At 54.0% G+C, this 16,281-nt stretch carries 15 protein-coding genes; all 15 read right to left on the bottom strand.

Annotated elements, in window-relative coordinates; all coding sequences use genetic code 11:
• Positions 1–31: 31 nt before the first annotated feature.
• Positions 32–526, bottom strand: a complete 495-nt coding sequence (locus tag RUMCAL_RS00625) for a hypothetical protein (protein ID WP_051343560.1) — start codon at positions 524–526, stop codon at positions 32–34.
• Positions 527–549: 23 nt separating this feature from the next.
• On the bottom strand, positions 550–2,394 hold the full coding sequence (locus RUMCAL_RS14230) for a cellulase family glycosylhydrolase (RefSeq protein ID WP_021680431.1): 1,845 nt from the start codon (positions 2,392–2,394) through the stop codon (positions 550–552).
• A 220-nt stretch (positions 2,395–2,614) separates the two neighbouring features.
• A complete protein-coding gene (locus RUMCAL_RS00615; RefSeq protein ID WP_021680429.1) occupies positions 2,615–5,233 on the bottom strand; it encodes a translation factor GTPase family protein in 2,619 nt (872 codons plus the stop codon).
• A 160-nt stretch (positions 5,234–5,393) separates the two neighbouring features.
• Complete coding sequence (locus RUMCAL_RS00610) at positions 5,394–6,182, bottom strand: sugar transferase (protein WP_021680427.1); 789 nt, start codon at positions 6,180–6,182, stop codon at positions 5,394–5,396.
• A 185-nt stretch (positions 6,183–6,367) separates the two neighbouring features.
• On the bottom strand, positions 6,368–8,314 hold the full coding sequence (thrS, locus tag RUMCAL_RS00605) for a threonine--tRNA ligase (protein ID WP_040646344.1): 1,947 nt from the start codon (positions 8,312–8,314) through the stop codon (positions 6,368–6,370).
• Positions 8,315–8,731: 417 nt separating this feature from the next.
• On the bottom strand, positions 8,732–9,388 hold the full coding sequence (locus RUMCAL_RS00600) for an epoxyqueuosine reductase QueH (RefSeq protein WP_021680424.1): 657 nt from the start codon (positions 9,386–9,388) through the stop codon (positions 8,732–8,734).
• Positions 9,354–10,241: an N-acetylmuramoyl-L-alanine amidase gene (locus RUMCAL_RS00595; RefSeq protein WP_021680423.1), complete on the bottom strand. Its 888-nt coding sequence runs from the start codon at positions 10,239–10,241 to the stop codon at positions 9,354–9,356. The genes RUMCAL_RS00600 and RUMCAL_RS00595 overlap by 35 nt, the downstream gene beginning before the upstream one ends.
• Before the next feature lie 46 nt (positions 10,242–10,287).
• Complete coding sequence (locus RUMCAL_RS00590) at positions 10,288–11,154, bottom strand: PSP1 domain-containing protein (RefSeq protein ID WP_021680422.1); 867 nt, start codon at positions 11,152–11,154, stop codon at positions 10,288–10,290.
• A 62-nt stretch (positions 11,155–11,216) separates the two neighbouring features.
• Positions 11,217–12,185 carry a DNA polymerase III subunit gene (locus tag RUMCAL_RS00585; RefSeq protein ID WP_021680421.1) on the bottom strand — a complete coding sequence of 323 codons (969 nt, stop codon included), beginning with the start codon at positions 12,183–12,185 and terminating at the stop codon, positions 11,217–11,219.
• 11 nt (positions 12,186–12,196) lie between these two features.
• Positions 12,197–13,525 carry an aminotransferase class I/II-fold pyridoxal phosphate-dependent enzyme gene (locus RUMCAL_RS00580; RefSeq protein WP_021680420.1) on the bottom strand — a complete coding sequence of 443 codons (1,329 nt, stop codon included), beginning with the start codon at positions 13,523–13,525 and terminating at the stop codon, positions 12,197–12,199.
• Between the two features lie 46 nt (positions 13,526–13,571).
• Positions 13,572–13,853 (bottom strand): sigma-70 family RNA polymerase sigma factor, encoded by a 282-nt coding sequence (locus RUMCAL_RS00575; RefSeq protein ID WP_040646342.1) that lies wholly within the window; start codon positions 13,851–13,853, stop codon positions 13,572–13,574.
• Positions 13,844–14,083, bottom strand: a complete 240-nt coding sequence (locus RUMCAL_RS00570) for a hypothetical protein (RefSeq protein WP_021680418.1) — start codon at positions 14,081–14,083, stop codon at positions 13,844–13,846. Before RUMCAL_RS00570 ends, RUMCAL_RS00575 begins: the two co-directional genes overlap by 10 nt.
• A gap of 285 nt (positions 14,084–14,368) precedes the next feature.
• A complete protein-coding gene (locus tag RUMCAL_RS00565; RefSeq protein WP_021680416.1) occupies positions 14,369–15,001 on the bottom strand; it encodes a hypothetical protein in 633 nt (210 codons plus the stop codon).
• Between the two features lie 94 nt (positions 15,002–15,095).
• Entirely contained in the window at positions 15,096–15,266 is a 171-nt protein-coding gene (locus tag RUMCAL_RS00560; protein WP_021680415.1) for a DUF362 domain-containing protein, read from the bottom strand.
• A 289-nt stretch (positions 15,267–15,555) separates the two neighbouring features.
• Positions 15,556–15,888 carry an ArsR/SmtB family transcription factor gene (locus RUMCAL_RS00555; RefSeq protein ID WP_040646340.1) on the bottom strand — a complete coding sequence of 111 codons (333 nt, stop codon included), beginning with the start codon at positions 15,886–15,888 and terminating at the stop codon, positions 15,556–15,558.
• Positions 15,889–16,281: the final 393 nt, after the last annotated feature.

Genomic DNA, 16,281 nt, shown 5'->3' with positions numbered 1-16,281 from the left:
GTCGCCAGACGCTCTTTGTGCGGTATTGCCCTTAATCTCTGCTTTTCAGCAGCCCTCTCGCCACCAGACCGCAACCGGCTGCGATCATGCCGAACATGACCACATACTGCCACAGCGAAGCCGACACCGGACGAAACCGCACCGAAGTCAGCAGCGTTACCAGAATTGCCAGCAGTCCGATTGCCGTCACCACCCAGCCAATCCACTTTCTGTCCAAGAAGAACAGCAGACCGATGCCGATCAGCAGCGGCACCAGCATCAGACCAGTTGCCAGTGAAGTGTTCATGCCGAAGCCGCCCCACAGGCTGCCCCACGAGAAGGAGACCACAAAGGAGTTCAGCACCCAGAAGATGCCTGCTCCCAGCAGTACCAGCCCGATGAGAAACGAAGCCAGCGGGTGAGATTCTTTCGCCGCCGCAGAGCTGCTTTCCCGATGCTTTTTCGCCGTCTTTCCGCCGGTTTCCTGCTCCTGCCGCACAGCTTCTTCCAAGGCTTTCAGCTGCTTTTCTGTATCTTTTTCTTTCATATCAGTTCCTTTCGTAAATCCTGTCATTCCGTATATTTTTTCAGTTTTTCTACCAGCACCTGATATAGTGTATCATTTCTCCCTGCGGGACTGGGCAGACCGCCGCCCTCATACAGCCCGAAGGAACCATCGTGATAGGCGTGGTAGTTGAAGCTGACATCGCCGTCACGGAAAATTTCCAGCATGTCCCCGATCCAGCGGTCACCGCCGCGGTCGTTCTCAAAGCAGTGCGAACCGGCACCAAACTCGCCGCAGTATACCGGCACATTGTACTTTTCCGAAAACGCCGTGTTCAGTGCCACGCTCTTTTCCAGATAGTCCCGATTCAGCACTTCCACAGAATCCACATTCCACACGTCCACGCGGGGACGGACAATGGCATCGGCATTCTTGGTGTTCACCTGAAAATAACCGCATGCCTCATAGCTGTGTCCTGCCGTGGGACGGAAATATCTTGTACTGGTGTTGGCATCATCGGTGGTGCCGGAGAGCATCAGACTGCCCTTTGCCAGATGTCCCTCGGAAGAAGCGTAGTACTGTCCGCCGGAGTCGTTGCTGGACCAGAAGTTCAGCAGGGACATGCTGTCAAAGTCGTTGGCGTATATGGTCTGGACAAAGCTGCCGTCCTCATCATATTCGTTCAGCCGCAGTTCATCTGCCCGGGCGTAGCCGTAGTCCCCGATGTTCTGTGCCTGAAATACCAGACTGATTAGCTGTTTGCCGTCCGATTTCGGCGTGATCCTGCCGCTTTTCAGATACTGCCACTCGGTGTTCTCCGTGTCCGCCCGATCGCCGGCAAAGGTGGAAGTGCCCCACTGGGCATTGCCGCTGGACACCAGATAGCTTTCGTCCGGATAGGTCACATCATTGCCCAGTGTCCCCGCCCAGTCGAAGCCCTGATGCGTAAAAGCATGCGGATCATAGTCGTGGAACTCGTACACCGTGTTGTCATCGTCCAGATGCACGTAGTTGTTTTCGTCATTGAAATTGATCCACTGTTCCTGTGTGCCTGCCAGATTCTGTGCCGCACACATGCGTTCCACAAAGATCATATGGTTCTGGTCTACAGTACGGATCCCGTCCGTCAGCATCTGTGCTACGGACTGCCACAGGGCAAGGCTCTCCTCACCGCTGGCAGCAGCTACCACCGGTTCATTCACCAGTCCATAGCCCAGAATCACCGGCTCGTCTGCATACCGCTTGGCAATTTCCGTCCAGAGGGCACAGAGCCGCTTCTGATTTTCCGGTTCTGTCCAGAGGGCCGTGCCGTTCCCCTGCGACTGGTAGCCGCCCTGCGGATAGTGCATGTTCAGCACCAGCCGGATTCCTGCCGCCTTTGCCCATGCAATGTTGGTGTCCAGCCAGCGGAAGCCTTCTTCCCGATAGGTATAGGGTTTGCTGTCAGATTCAAACATGGCGTAGTTCAGATAGAACCGCACGGAATCAAAGCCCATGTCCGCCAGTTCCTGATAGCTTGCCGCATCGTGATCCTGGGCAGGGGCTGTGGTGGGATTCGACCACACATTATTGCCGATTGCCATGCCTTTGATGAGATACTGCTTGCCGTTTTCATCGACCAGCAGTTTGCCGTCTGTGCGGATAAAGCCGGCATAGCCGTCCTGTATTTCTCCCCCGTCGAATTGCTGCTGCCGCAGCAGTGCCAAGTCCATGCCGTCCACAACGCCGTCCCCGTTGCAGTCCGTTCCACCGGCATTTTCTTTTCCCAGCAGGAACGCCTGTAAGCTTTCCAGAGTGCCGGAATCGGTTTCCAATGCCAGACCGGAAAAGGCTCCTGTGCCCACGGCGACCGCCGCGGTCAGCAGGGCAGCAGCGACACGCCGCAGCTGGTGCTGTATCTGCATTTGCATTTGTCATGCCTCCATATTCATTCTATATCTCAGCGTGCCGAAACACGCTCCGGAATAGTTCCGGAATATCCGTAGGAAACACTGCATAAATTCCGCCTGACGGCTCTATGCAGTGTTTCCTTTATTTTATCATATTTCTGCTGCACAAACAATTGACAGAACTGCCGATTTTTCCGCAGGGATTTCGGGTATTCTGCTACTACAGCAGCACTGCCCCAGCTTATGACGAATGCTTCTCCGTAATGGTCTTTTTCCCCTGCTTCATCTGTGCCGCATATTCCCGAATGGCTGCCTCGATCTGCAAGACCTCCTGCCGGAATTCCGCCGCAGTGATACGGAGAGCACCGTTTCCCAGAATAATCAGCTGCTCCATGCCGTCCGAAGTTGCCACCCGCACCTTGTGCTTCTTCGACAAGTCCAGCGTTGCCTTTTCAATGTAGGAGTCGGCAGTTTCCGCCTCTTTGGTATACACCACCGTGATGTTGTGATACTGCTCTGTTTCGCCGTGATAGCCCTTGACCTTATACGCATCAAATACCAGAATCAGCTTGCACTTCCGATAGCCGCAGTAGTTGCTCAACATGTGCATCAGCTGTCCTCTGGCACTGTCCAGATTGTTTTGGGCAATCGTTTTCAACTCGTCCCACGCAAAAATGATGTTGTAGCCGTCTACCAGCAAGTACTCCTCCCCATCATACGCCGGATCCGGCTTGCCGTGATATGCTGCCGCAGTGTCCTCCTCTTTGGGGGTGCAGAGTGCCTGTCGGGGATTGCGGTCGATTTTTCCGTAAGTCCGTTCAAAGATCGCCATGAGTTCCTTGTCCTCTGCCAGACTGCCCCCATAGGCTGCCCTCGACACCCGCACCGGTGCCGCCGGTTCGTCGGGTTCTTCCAGCTGGTGCAGGCAGCTGGGCAGGTGCATGTGCTGTTCCACCTCGTTCCACTTGACGGCAAAGCCGGCTCCGTGGGCACAGAAAATGGAATCCGCAGAGTTTTCCAGATCGCTGTCGCAGTCATACCCCACTGCGGCAATGACTTCTTCCGGATTCTGACAGGGAGCATAACCCTTGGGGGAACAGACCAGTCTGCCCACGCCGTGGGTATAACCGGTCACCTCTGAAGCATAGCCCCGCAGCTTCGCCACCGGAGCACTGCCCTGCAAAACCGAACGGTCGCCCTCGGTTTCCGGCGGCTGGAACTCCGCCCCCATCTGCTGTAGATCGGTCATGGCACGTCCCACGTTTTCCGTAGGCAGTTCCAGCAAAAACTCGTACCACGGTTCCAGCAGAATGCTTTTCGCCTTTCGCAGTCCGTTCCGCACCGCCCGATAGGTCGCCTGCCGGAAGTCGCCGCCCTCGGTGTGCTTGACATGGGCTTTTCCGGCACACAGGGTGATCCGCATATCTGTTATGGGTGAACCGGTCAGTACGCCCAGATGCGTTTTCTCCTCCAAATGCGTCAGCACCAGCCGCTGCCAGTTTCGTTCCAGATCGTCCTCCCGACAGTTCACCCCGAACTGCAAACCGCTGCCCTGCGGCAGTGGCTCCAGCAGCAGGTGCACTTCGGCATAGTGGCACAGCGGTTCGTAATGCCCCACGCCCTCTACCGGCTCGGCAATGGTTTCCTTATAGGTGATCTGTCCGGCATCGAACTGCACCTGCATGCCGAACCGGTCGGCGATCAGCCGCTGCAATACTTCCAGCTGTACCTCTCCCATCAGCTGCATCTGAATCTGTCCGGCGTGGTCATTCCACACCACGTGAAGGGCAGGATCTTCCTCCTCCAGCTGTGCCAGCTGTTTCAGGGCATCGGTAGGGTGCACCCCTTCCGGCAGCTGTACGCCGTAGCGGAGCACCGGTTCCAGCACCGGAGCCATACCGTCGCCGGCACTGCCCAGCCCCTGCCCGATAAACGTCCGGCTCAGACCCGTCACCGCACAGACCGTGCCCGCAGGGGCCGCCTCTTTCGCCTCGAACTTCGCACCGGCGTAGACACGGATCTGGCTGACTTTTTCCTGCATGTCTCTGCCGTTGGAAGCAGTATAGGCGATGCTGTCCCGCACCCGCAGCCGTCCGCCGGTGATCTTCAGGTAACTCAACCGGTTTCCTTTTTCGTCAGCGGCAATTTTAAACACCCTCGCCCCGAACTGTGCCGGACAGGGCTGTTCCAGCGTATACCGGTGCAGTCCCTCCAGAAATGCGTCCACGCCCTCCAGCTTCAACGCTGCCCCGAAGTAACAGGGGATCAGCTTCCGGCGGGCAATGCCTTTTGCCAGCAGTGCCGGCGGGATCTTCCCCTGCTCCAGATAAGTATCCATGAACGGCTCCTCCAGCAGAGCCACCTGTTCATAAAAGGCATCGGTGCCGTCTGCGGAAAAGTCCACACAGCGGTCACTCAACCGGCTTTGCAGCTGTTCCAGCACTGCCGCCTTGTCTGCCCCTGCCAAGTCCATTTTGTTGACAAAGAGGAACACCGGCACCTGATAGCGTTCCAGCAGTTTCCACAGGGTTTCCGTGTGGGACTGCACGCCGTCTGTGCCGCTGATGACCAGAATGGCATAGTCCAGCACCTGCATAGTGCGTTCGGTTTCTGCTGAAAAGTCCACGTGTCCGGGAGTATCCAGCAGCGTATATTCCGCATTTTCACAGGCAATGCATGCCTGATGTGCAAAAATCGTAATGCCCCGATCCCGTTCCATCGGGTGGGTGTCCAGAAAAGCTGTCTGGTGATCCACCCGCCCCAGCTTCCGGATCTCGCCGGTACGGTACAGCAGAGCTTCGGAAAGCGTCGTCTTTCCGGAATCCACATGGGCAGTAATGCCCACTACCAATCGTTTCATAATCGCCGCGGCACAGGCACACGGCTTTTCACCTCGCTTGTTGTGATGCTGTTTCTATTATAACATAAAGCGGGCGGTATTGACAAGGCAGATTCCGAAAAAGATTCCGGACAGCACAAAAGCCGCCATGCATCTGCACAGCGGCTCTTTCTTCCTATGGTTATCTTGCACCCTTTTTCATAATTACCACGCCAATGGTCTTAAACATCAGCTTCAGATCCAGTCCGGCACTGCGTGTCTGAATGTATTCGAGGTCGGATTCCACCCACTTTTCGAATCCCATATCGCTTCTGCCCTCTACCTGACAAATACAGGACAGACCGCCTTTTACCTGTAACCGCTGCATCTGGTGGGGCGTATACAGTACCACTTCCCGCGGAAGCGGCGGACGCGGCCCGATAATGGACATGTGCCCGCAGAAAACGTCCCACAGCTGGGGCAGTTCGTCAATGGACGTTCTCCGGATAAAATGCCCGATCCGTGTGATTCGCGGGTCGTTCTCGCTCTTGAACGCCAGACCGTCGGTTTCGTTTTCTTTCTGCACCTCTGCGAACTTCTGTTCCGCATCGACACACATGGAACGGAACTTGTGCATGTAGAACACCTTTCCGTCCTTGGTCAGCCGTGCCTGTGAAAAGATCGGCGACCCCTTGTCGTCCAGATAGATCACCAGTGCCACGATGCCCATGGGGATCGCCAGAAGGATCAGTAACAATGCAGACCCCACGATGTCAAACAGCCGCTTCAGAAACCGATATGCCAGACCGCCGCGGGGCTTGATCTCACTGTACCGCAACGTTTCTGCAACGCCGGCGGACAACAGCCCCAGTGCACGATCATCAAAATCCAGAATCGGATATTCCGTAATTCCCTCGGGGTGCTCTTTCAGGGCGGACAGTGTCACCTCTGTAAACTGTTCCTCCGTCAGATTGATTTTCGTACTTCCCATTTTCCAAATACTCGCTTTCAAAACAAAATATACCTGTCTTTTATTATAACTGAAAAATGATGTTTTGTCAATTGGAAAATGTATACTTTTTCAATTTTTTCGCGAAATACCGGCAAAAAAGGCGAACGCCGAAACGTTCGCCTTTTTCTGTTCTGTTATGCAGCAGCTTCTGTTGCATTGTCTGATTACTTCTGCTTGGTGCGGACTTCTTCGACCAGCTTTGCTGTCAGTTCTGCCACCGTCATGCTGCCCAGATCTTCGCCGTTACGCTTGCGGACTGCGACTGTCTTTTCTTCGCATTCCTTGTCGCCCACAGTCAGCATATACGGCACCTTTTCCATCGTTGCCTGACGGATCTTCCAGCCCACCTTTTCGGCACGGCTGTCCACCTCGACACGCAGACCAGCAGCTTCCAGTTCCTTCTTGACCTCATATGCAAAGTCCAGATGACGGTCTGCAATGGGCACCAGACGAACCTGTTCCGGAGCGATCCACAGCGGCATTGCACCGCCGAAGTGTTCGATCATGTAAGCCAGCGTACGCTCATAGCAGCCCAGCGATGTTCTGTGAATGATGTACGGCAGCTTCTTCTGACCGTCCTTATCCTTGTAGTACATGCCGAAACGCTCTGCCAGCAGCATATCGATCTGAATGGTGACCAGGGTGTCTTCCTTGCCGAATACGTTCTTGTACTGAATATCCAGCTTCGGACCATAGAAAGCCGCCTCGTCGATGCCAATCTCATACTTCACGCCCAAGTGATCCAGAATGTTGCCCATGACACGCTGTGCTTCTTCCCACTGCTCTGGTGTACCCTCGTACTTGTTGCCCGGATTTGCCGGATCCCACTGGGAGAACCGGAATGTGCAGTCGTCCAGCAGTCCGACTGTATCCAGGAAATACTTTGCCAATTGCAGGCAGTTCTTGAATTCATCTTCCAGCTGATCCGGACGCAGGATATAGTGTCCTTCAGAAATGGTGAACTGACGAACGCGGATCAGGCCGTGCATTTCGCCGGAGTCCTCGTTCCGGAACAGCGTAGAAGTTTCCGTCAGACGCATCGGCAGATCACGGTATGAACGCTGCCGGTTCAGATATACCTGATACTGGAACGGGCAGGTCATCGGACGCAGAGCGAAGCAGTCCTTGGTTTCGTCGTGAGGGTCGCCCAGTACGAACATGCCGTCCAGATAGTGATCCCAGTGACCGGAAATCTTGTACAGTTCCCGCTTTGCCAGCAGCGGCGTCTTAGTCAGCAGGCAGCCGTGTGCCTGTTCCACATCTTCTACCCAACGCTGTAACAGCTGTACCACTCTGGCACCCTTGGGCAGCAGCACCGGCAGGCCCTGACCGATAACGTCAACAGTGGTGAAATATTCCAGTTCCCGTCCCAGCTTATTGTGGTCACGCTTCTTGGCTTCTTCCAGCTTTGCCAGATGTTCTTCCAGCATCGATGCCTTGGGGAATGCCACCGCATAGACACGGGACAGCATCTTGTTCTTTTCTGAACCTCTCCAGTATGCACCGGTGCAGGACAGCAGCTTGAACGCCTTGATCGTACCGGTAGACATCAGGTGCGGGCCGGCACACAGATCTGTGAAATCGCCCTGCTGATAGAACGAGATCGGCTCACCGTTTCCGGCGTGCTCCTCGCACAGCTCTACCTTATAGGGTTCGTCCATTCCTTTCAGCTTAGCCACAGCTTCTTCCGGCGACAGATAGAACTGTTCCAGCTTTTCGTTTGCCTTGACGATCTTCTTCATCTCGGCTTCAATCTTAGTCAGTTCTTCCTGACTGAACGGATGTTCTACGTCAAAGTCGTAATAGAAACCGGTATCGATTGCCGGTCCGATCGCCAGCTTTGCCTCCGGATACAGGTGCTTGACAGCCTGTGCCAGCACGTGAGAAGCGGTGTGCCAGAATGTTTTCTTACCTTCTTCGCTGTCGAAGGTCATGACTTCAAATGTGCAGTCGTGGTCGATAACGGTACGCAGGTCACAGACCTCTCCGTCCAGCTTGACACAGCAGGAAGCCTTGTACAGCCCCATGCCGATGCCCTTAATGACTTCTGCCGCAGCTGTGGGAGCTTCCAGTTCCCGAATGCTGCCGTCTTTCAATGTCAGTTTGATCATGATCCATCTTCCTTTCCAGAATGCGGGAAACGCCCGACATGTCAAACGTGCCGTGTGCGGCATTTCCCAAAGTAAATGCAAAAAGTCCCTTACACAGTAAAGGACTGTGCAAGGGACGATGAAAAATCTATCGTGGTTCCACCCTTGTTTCATGCACGTGCCAAAGACACATACACCTCGTGGTGTCCGATAACGGGGACAGACCGCTGCGGATTGGGCAGACTCGGGGAGTGGTGTGCAAATTTCTTCACTTTTTCCCGCTGCTTTCAGCCGGTGACAGCGGTTCTCTGCAAAAAGCTTCAGCGAAATGTGCCGTTCCCTTCAACGCTCTAAGGACTAGTATAGCACAATCGCCGAAGCTTGTCAACTGTTTTTTGCAAAAATTCTCGCAGTGCAGCCCTGCTATTCCACAGGCTTTCAATCCTCGCAAGATGCCTCCTGTTTTTCCCGTCGTTCCGCCTCCAGCCGGCTGTAGACGCAGCCGCAGAAGTTCTGCCGATAGAGGTCATACTCTCTGGATAAGACGATCGACCGCTGATAGCCGCCCTTTTTCTTGAAGTCTGTGGGCAGCCACGGGATGCCGTACTGCTCCGCCAGTTCCGTTCCTCTGGTGTTGATAAACACCGCGTCTTTATGGGGGCTGATGGTCAGCGTGGTGCAGACAAAATCCGGTAACACTTCCAGTGCTGCCGCCGCCCGAAATGTTTCTTCCAGACGGTGCCCGATACACTTCTGACAGCGTGCTCCCCGTTCCGGCTCCTGCTCCAGCCCTTGGGCAAGAGCATAGAACCGTTCCGGCAGATAATCGCCGTCCACCACCGTCACCGGATTCCCCAGCGGTAATTCCTGCACCAGCCGGCACAACTCAGCTTTCCGGTGCAGATACTCCGCCTCCGGCGAAATGTTGGGATTATAGAAGAACAGCGTAATGGCAAAATACCGGCTCAGATATTCCAGCACATAACTGCTGCACGGAGCACAGCAGGCGTGCAGAAACAGTGTCGGTGTCCGTTCCGCCGGCAGCTGTGCCAGGATCCGGTCAGTTTCCAGCTGATAATTGATTTTGGATCGCATTTTCTGTGCCTGTTGTTCCCTCTGCACCAAATGCAGCAGTAGTTGCCAGAGCATCTGCTCCGCCGATCGCTGCCGTTGTCGTGCTGTTCACATCACCGCCCAGTGCTGCGGTGGTCACTGCTGCACCGCTTGTGGGAGTAGCTACCTGCAAATAGCTGCAAATACCCTGTGCCAGTGCAGAAGCGATGTTGTCCTCATTGTCCAGAATCCACTGTGCCACATTGGGACCGTCGTGATATTCCACTTCGATCAGACAGCTGGGGCTCTTGTTGGCACCCACTTCATACTGATAATTTTCAGAATTGCTGTCCGAACCGTCGATCAAGCCCTTGTCATCTGTGGGAGTCAGGGCTGCCACCGGATCATATACTGCCTGTGCCAGACTCTTGCTGGCTTCGGAATTGGCATTGTAATAGCAGTCTGTGCCGACACCGGTACCGGCGTTGGTGTGAATCGCCACATATGCCGCCAGATTCTGATCGCCGGCCGCTGTCTTGGTCTGAATGCTGTCAGCATCGCCGGCAACGATGACGTTCACGCCGGACTGTTCCAGAATGGCAGCCGTCTTTTGTGCCAGAATGCGGCAGACCGCAGCTTCGTTGGTGTCGCCCACATAGAACTTGTTGTCCTCCTGATTGGACGGGCTCAGATAAACGGTTTTCGTGTTATCTGCCTCTGTGGGAGCTGTGGTCGCCTGAGTAGGTGTGGTAGTCACATTGTCGTTCTTCTTGTCCTTCTTGCTGGAGCAGCTGGAACAGCACTTCACCAGCAGTACGATCAGCAGGATCAGAACCAGAAGAACTGCCAGAATCCGGTCATACCGGACACGGCGGCGTTTACTTTGAGATGCCATAAAAAAATACCTCCTATATGCAGACCGGTGGGGAGCCGGTCTGCCCTTACTTATCCTCTAACGATTTCAATGCCTTGCGTTCTGCCGCATCGACCTTGATTTTTCCGTCCCGCAGCAGCTTCACGTCGTCCCGCTTGACCTTTACCGGCACATCGGATTTTTCTGAAATCACCTTCAGATCGCCAGTCAGCGGATTGGTTTCGCAGACCTTTGCCCTGGTGCCGTCTGTCATGGTGACGATCGCCCCGACCTTCGGGGTAATGCGGAGCAGTTCCTCATAGACGTTCTGCTCATATTTCAGGCAGCACATCAGTCTGCCGCAGCAACCGGAGATCTTCGTCGGATTCAGGGAAAGCCCCTGTTCCTTTGCCATGCGAATGGAAACCGGCTGGAAATCCTGCAAGTGTCCCTTGCAGCAGAATTCTCTGCCGCAGATACCGATACCGCCCAGGATCTTCGCCTTATCCCGCACGCCGATCTGCCGCAGTTCGATTCTTGTCCGGAACACTGCCGCCAGATCTTTGACCAGTTCCCGAAAATCCACGCGGTTGTCCGCGGTGAAATAAAACAGCAGCTTGCTGTTGTCGAATGTGCATTCCACATCTACCAGATTCATTTTCAGCTTTCGATAGACGATCTTCTGCTGGCAGACCTGAAAAGCACGTTCTTCCTTTTTGCGATTTTGTTCCAGTGTCCGGCGATCCTCCCGCGTGGCGACACGCAGGATCGGCTTCAGCGGCACTGTCACCTGCTCCTTGGGGATCTGTTTATTGGCGATCGCGACTTCTCCGCATTCCGTCCCGCGGGAAGTTTCGGTGATGACAAGATCTCCCTGTTTCACCTTCCAGCTGTCCGGAGAGAAATAGTAGACCTTTCCGCCGTTCTGAAACCGAACGCCGATGATTTCAACCATACTTTCTTCCTTTCTATAGTAGAGCCAACGCCCCGAAATTTCATTTCCGGAATGAGAAGCTGTTACGCGTCCATGCAGTCTGCACAAAAAGCTGCCAGTGCCAGCGGCAGGTTGACATTTGCCTCCATTGCCCCGTAGGTACTGTCCACAGCACGATGCATTGCCTGTCCGGCACTGTCGGAAAGCCGTTCTGCCAGCTTTTTCGACCCTGCCGCATCACAGCCGATTCCCGCCGCACAGGGGTCATGCTTCCACACAATGGCATCACGAATGCACCGGTCAAACAGGTTCAGGAACAAAAACGTCCGTTCCCGTTCCTTTCCCAGCACCGAAACGGTTTGCAGCAACGCATACTCATTCTTATTTATTATACTATTGATTGCGGTTTTTGTCAATCCAACGGCCTCACGAATTGGCATATTTTCCAAAAAATTTAAGCACTGCCCGATGTTCCCATGGAACGCCGCCACTGCTTCTGCGGCATCTTCCGGCGAAAAGCCCCGTTCCGCCAGTGCAGCACGGCATTCCTGTTCCGTCACCGGCGACACCGCCAGCGACACGATACGGGAACGCACCGTAGGCAGCAGCGATGCCGGAGAAGTTGCCGTAAAAATAAAATACCCATAAGCCGGCGGTTCTTCCACCGCTTTCAACAGCAGATTCTGGGTGCGGGTGTCCATTGCATCACAGTCCCCAAAGACATAGCACTTGGCATTGCCCTCGTTGGGCGGCGATGCCAGATCTACGCACACCTCCCGCACCGTGTCCACGGAAAAGCCGTTTCGCTTGCCGCTGTGTTCCACAAACCGCACGTCCGGATGCACACCGTCCGCCAGCATTTTGCAGGATTTGCAGCTGCCGCAGGGCTTTTCCGTTCCTGTGCAGAGCAGTTCTGCCAGAAACTGCTTTGCCAGCGTCTTTTTCCCCAGACCGGTTTCCCCGTAAAAGAGGAATCCGTGGGGAGCCCTGTCCCGCAAAAGCATCTGGTGCAGGGTGTGCTGTATCTGTTCATTGCCATAAAACTGTGCCATGCCGCCACCTCCTACTGTACGACGCTGATCTCCGTAATTCCATAAGCCTCACAAACTGCAATGCAGCGGGCATCGATTCGTTCTCCGCTAAGCACAATGGGCACTGCCGGCGGACAGGGCACTTTCACCGCGGCACAAATCCGTCCGCTGCTCTCCCCGATGGGCACGATCTCCTGCGGAGCCAGTGCCGCCTCCCGAATCCCGCAGACCTTTTCCGGTCTGGGCAGAGCGTACTTTTCTCCGGATTCCGCCGGTGTAGGCGAAAACCTTTCCAGCAGCTGCTCCAGAATGTCAAAGTCCCGATCGGTATTGGCTGCCGAACAGAGCAGCACCACATGAAATGCATCGGCATACTCCACAAAAACTTCATGCTGTTCCAGATACGCCGCCAGTTCCAGCCCGTGAAATCCGCCTGCCGCCGCATCTATAGTCAGGTGCATGGGGTCGCCGTCTACGAAACAATAACGTGGCGAAAACCGGCACTTCAGCTGCTGAATGCGGTCGAGCACTTCCTCCAGCTGTTTCCGGAACAAGGGCGAAGCCAGTTCCCGATTGCACCAGTCCAGCGAAGCCAGCATCAGATACGAGGGGCTGGTCGAGCCGAACATTGCCATCGCGTCCCGCACCCGTTCCGGTTCCACATCAATATCGCTGCGGACATGCAGATAGGCAGTACCGGTCAGCCCCGACAGCATCTTATGTGCAGAGTCGCAGCAGTAGTCCGCCCCCAATTGGATCGGGTGACACCGCCACGGCAGAAACGCCAGATGTGCTCCGTGGGCATTGTCCACCAGCAGCTTCGCGTGATACCGGTGGCACAGTTCCGCCAGACCGGCAATATCCGCCATACGCCCCAGATAGTCCGGCGAAGTGACATAGACACACGCCGGTCGGGTCTGCTGCTGCAATGCGGCCTCAAAATCCGCCAGATCATAGGTACCGGACAAAATGCCGTCACTTTCGCGGGGATAGATCCACTGCACCGGCAGGTCCAGCAGCACACAGGCATTCAAAAATGCCCGATGCACATTTCTCGCCGCCAGCACCGCCCGCCCCTGCTGTTTCATCAGCAAAAGCATGGTCTGAATGCAGAGGGTCGAGCCGCCGCAGGAATAAAACGTATACGCCGTTCCATAGAGCGAAGCGGCATTCCGTTCACTCTCTGCCAGAATGCCCTCGGCTTCGAACAGGCTGTCCGCACCGGTGATTTCCGTCAGATCCAGTGTCGTGGCACGCTGCAACGCCGGTGCCCCGAATCTGCCCTTGTGTCCGGGCATATGCAGCCGGACAGGGTCCCGCTCTGCGTATTGTATCAAAAAGTCATAGACTGGTGTATTCATGATCGATTCTCCAATGATTTTGTGCGAAAAAATACTGAACAGGCTCTTATAAAAGCCCGCAGGCTTTCAGCCGCTTTTGAACGGCGGCACAGGCACGGCGGTGGGTGCGGGATACCGTGGAAATGTTCACCCCCAGCAGCTGTGCAATATCCGCCATTTTCTTTCCCTCTCCATAGTACAACAAAAGGACTTGTTTCTGTCTTGCAGAAATGTCATGTTCCAGAATGTTTCTGGCAGCCAGACAGGCGGCACGTTGTTTTTCCTGCCGGTCCAGATGAAAATCCACGGAAAACAACATCTGTTCCCAGGCGGCTTTTGTCATGCACATGCCGATTCGCCTGCCTTTTCATTTTCGGCATAGACTGCAATGTCCGCCATGCTCCGTTCCATATCCCGCACTTCTTCACTCAGCAGACGTTTCCGTGCCTCCAGTTCCTGCCGTTCCAGCGGTGCCATCGTCTTGTCCCGCTGCAAGACCTCCCGCAGTTCTGCGATGCGTTCCCGCAGCACCTGCACTTCCTTTGCATAGTCTTCCCACATTTTTTGCATATTTCTCATTCGATACTCCCTTCTGACAAATTTCTTTTGTCAAACCGGATTGTACCAGAATGTTCTGCAAAAGTCAAGTGTAAGTTCTGAAAAACTAAACTTTTTTTGCAAGGCAGCATGATGCGTCAGATAAACATTTCAATTTTTCGGGAATTGCATGCAAAACTGACCGGTAAACTTTGTGCGGTATTGCCTTTGTTCTGTGCAAGAAAAACGGCAGGCATTTGTATCTGCCTGCCGTTTGCTTTTTGTATCTGAGGCAACACCGCACAAAGCCCGTTTGCAGGCAGGCTCTTACTGGAATGCTTCCACCGGCTCCGGTGCAGCTTCCATGTCCGAACGATCGATGTCAAAGAGGAATGCCTCGTCCCAGTCCAAAAAGCCGGCTCTGGGGAAATAGGTGATGCGAAGGCTCTGGAAATCTGCCGGCACTTCCATGCAGATATAGCCGTCGCGGGTTTCTCCGGGCTGGATTGCGGTGTCGAACGTCTTGCCCGAATCGCCGAATTCCTTATAGATAAACCGCGGACCGCGAATGCTGACACCGGGGTAAGCCTCGCCGTCTACCGTCAGACCGAATGTCTGTGACAGCAAGTCCACCGCCAGTTCGTCCTCACTATTGTTGGTGATCTCAAATTCGAAGAATGTCAGACCGATCTCGCTGCCGTTTTCCGAGAATGTGTAGTCAGAAACGTATGCTTTTTTCATCACGGCATCTACATCCTGATACTGCATCTCCTCACCGATCTCGCCCTTATGGCTCTTGATCTCTCTGACAACCTGTGTAGTCTGGGTTGCCGTTACAGAAGAACCGTCAGTCACATCGCGGGCAGAAGTTTTGTCTTTTTTGCCGCAGGCACCCATAGACAGCAGCAGTACACTGCCCAACAGCAGACAGACCGCTTTCTGCATCTGCTTTTTCATCATAAATCCGTCCCTTTCCTTATCTAAAAGAAAAAGCCGTCCGTTTCCAGTGTGAAGCCGGAACGGAACAGCTTTTTTGCCGTTTGTTTACAAAAGCTTAGTCAGCTTCAATTGCATCTGCCGGACATTCCGATGCACAAGAACCGCAGGAAATGCAAGCATCTTCAGCGATTTCATACTTGTCAGCACCTTCAGAGATTGCGTCCACCGGACATGCGTCCTTACATGTACCGCAGCTGATGCAGGAATCTGTAATTTTATATGCCATGAGAAATTCACCTCCGTGTTGGTTTCCGCAGAGTATTCTCTGCTATTTCTTATTATAGCAGATTGCCGTGGAAAAAGCAAGCGTTTTCTCAAACATTTTTACGTCAATACCGCACAAAGATTGTGCGACAGATGCGTCGTCAAATTTTCCGTCAGATGGAGCAAAAAGCAGAGTGAATACTTGCTGTATTCACGAGCATTTTTGTGAAATATGACGGAAAATTTGCAAGCAGATGGCGTGCAAAATCGCCAGACGTTCTTTGTGCGGTATTGCCTTAGAGTCTGTTTCCTCATTCCTGAATGTGTTCCAGAGCCTGTCCGAAAATGGAGGAGATGTGGGAATCCGCCAGTGCATAGAAAATGGTCTTTCCCTCCCGCCGGCTGGTGACCAGACGGGACTGTTTCAGCACACGAAGCTGGTGTGAAATGGCAGATTGTGTCATTTCCAGCTTCTGGGCAATATCCATAACACATTCCTCATGCTGAAAGAGGACAAAGATAATTCGCACCCGTGTCAGATCGCCGAAGATCTTGAACAGTTCTGCCACATCTGCCAGCTGGGATTCCGGCGGCATCTGTGCCGGCAGTGCGGCGGCGTGATCGTGTAAATGGTTGTGCTCCATGGCGATTCCCCTTTCGTTTCGGACAGTACAGGCGTTTTTGATTGCCTTTCTATCATACGATATTTTGACAAATTTGTCAAGCCGCAACCACACCGGCGTGTACGCACTGCTCCGCATATGTCCGGAAATACAAAACAGCCGCTTGCATCAGCATTGCACTAAACCTGAATAGAATCCAAGCCCAAACCATACCGATTTTCTTCAAAAAAAGGCAACACCGCACAAATGCTTTTACGCATTTTGTCAATCCTTAAACCGGTGTAATTTTGCACAAATTCGCACACATTCTTTTAGCCAAAGCAAACAAAAAGAGGACAGGTTCCCCTGTCCTCTCCGCATTTCATTGCGAGTCTGCCTTTAGGCAACACCGCACAAAGAGCGTCTGGCGACTTT

The sequence above is a fragment of the Ruminococcus callidus ATCC 27760 genome (assembly GCF_000468015.1).
Classification (GTDB): domain Bacteria; phylum Bacillota; class Clostridia; order Oscillospirales; family Ruminococcaceae; genus Ruminococcus_C; species Ruminococcus_C callidus.
This window is presented reverse-complemented; position numbering and strand designations above follow the sequence as displayed.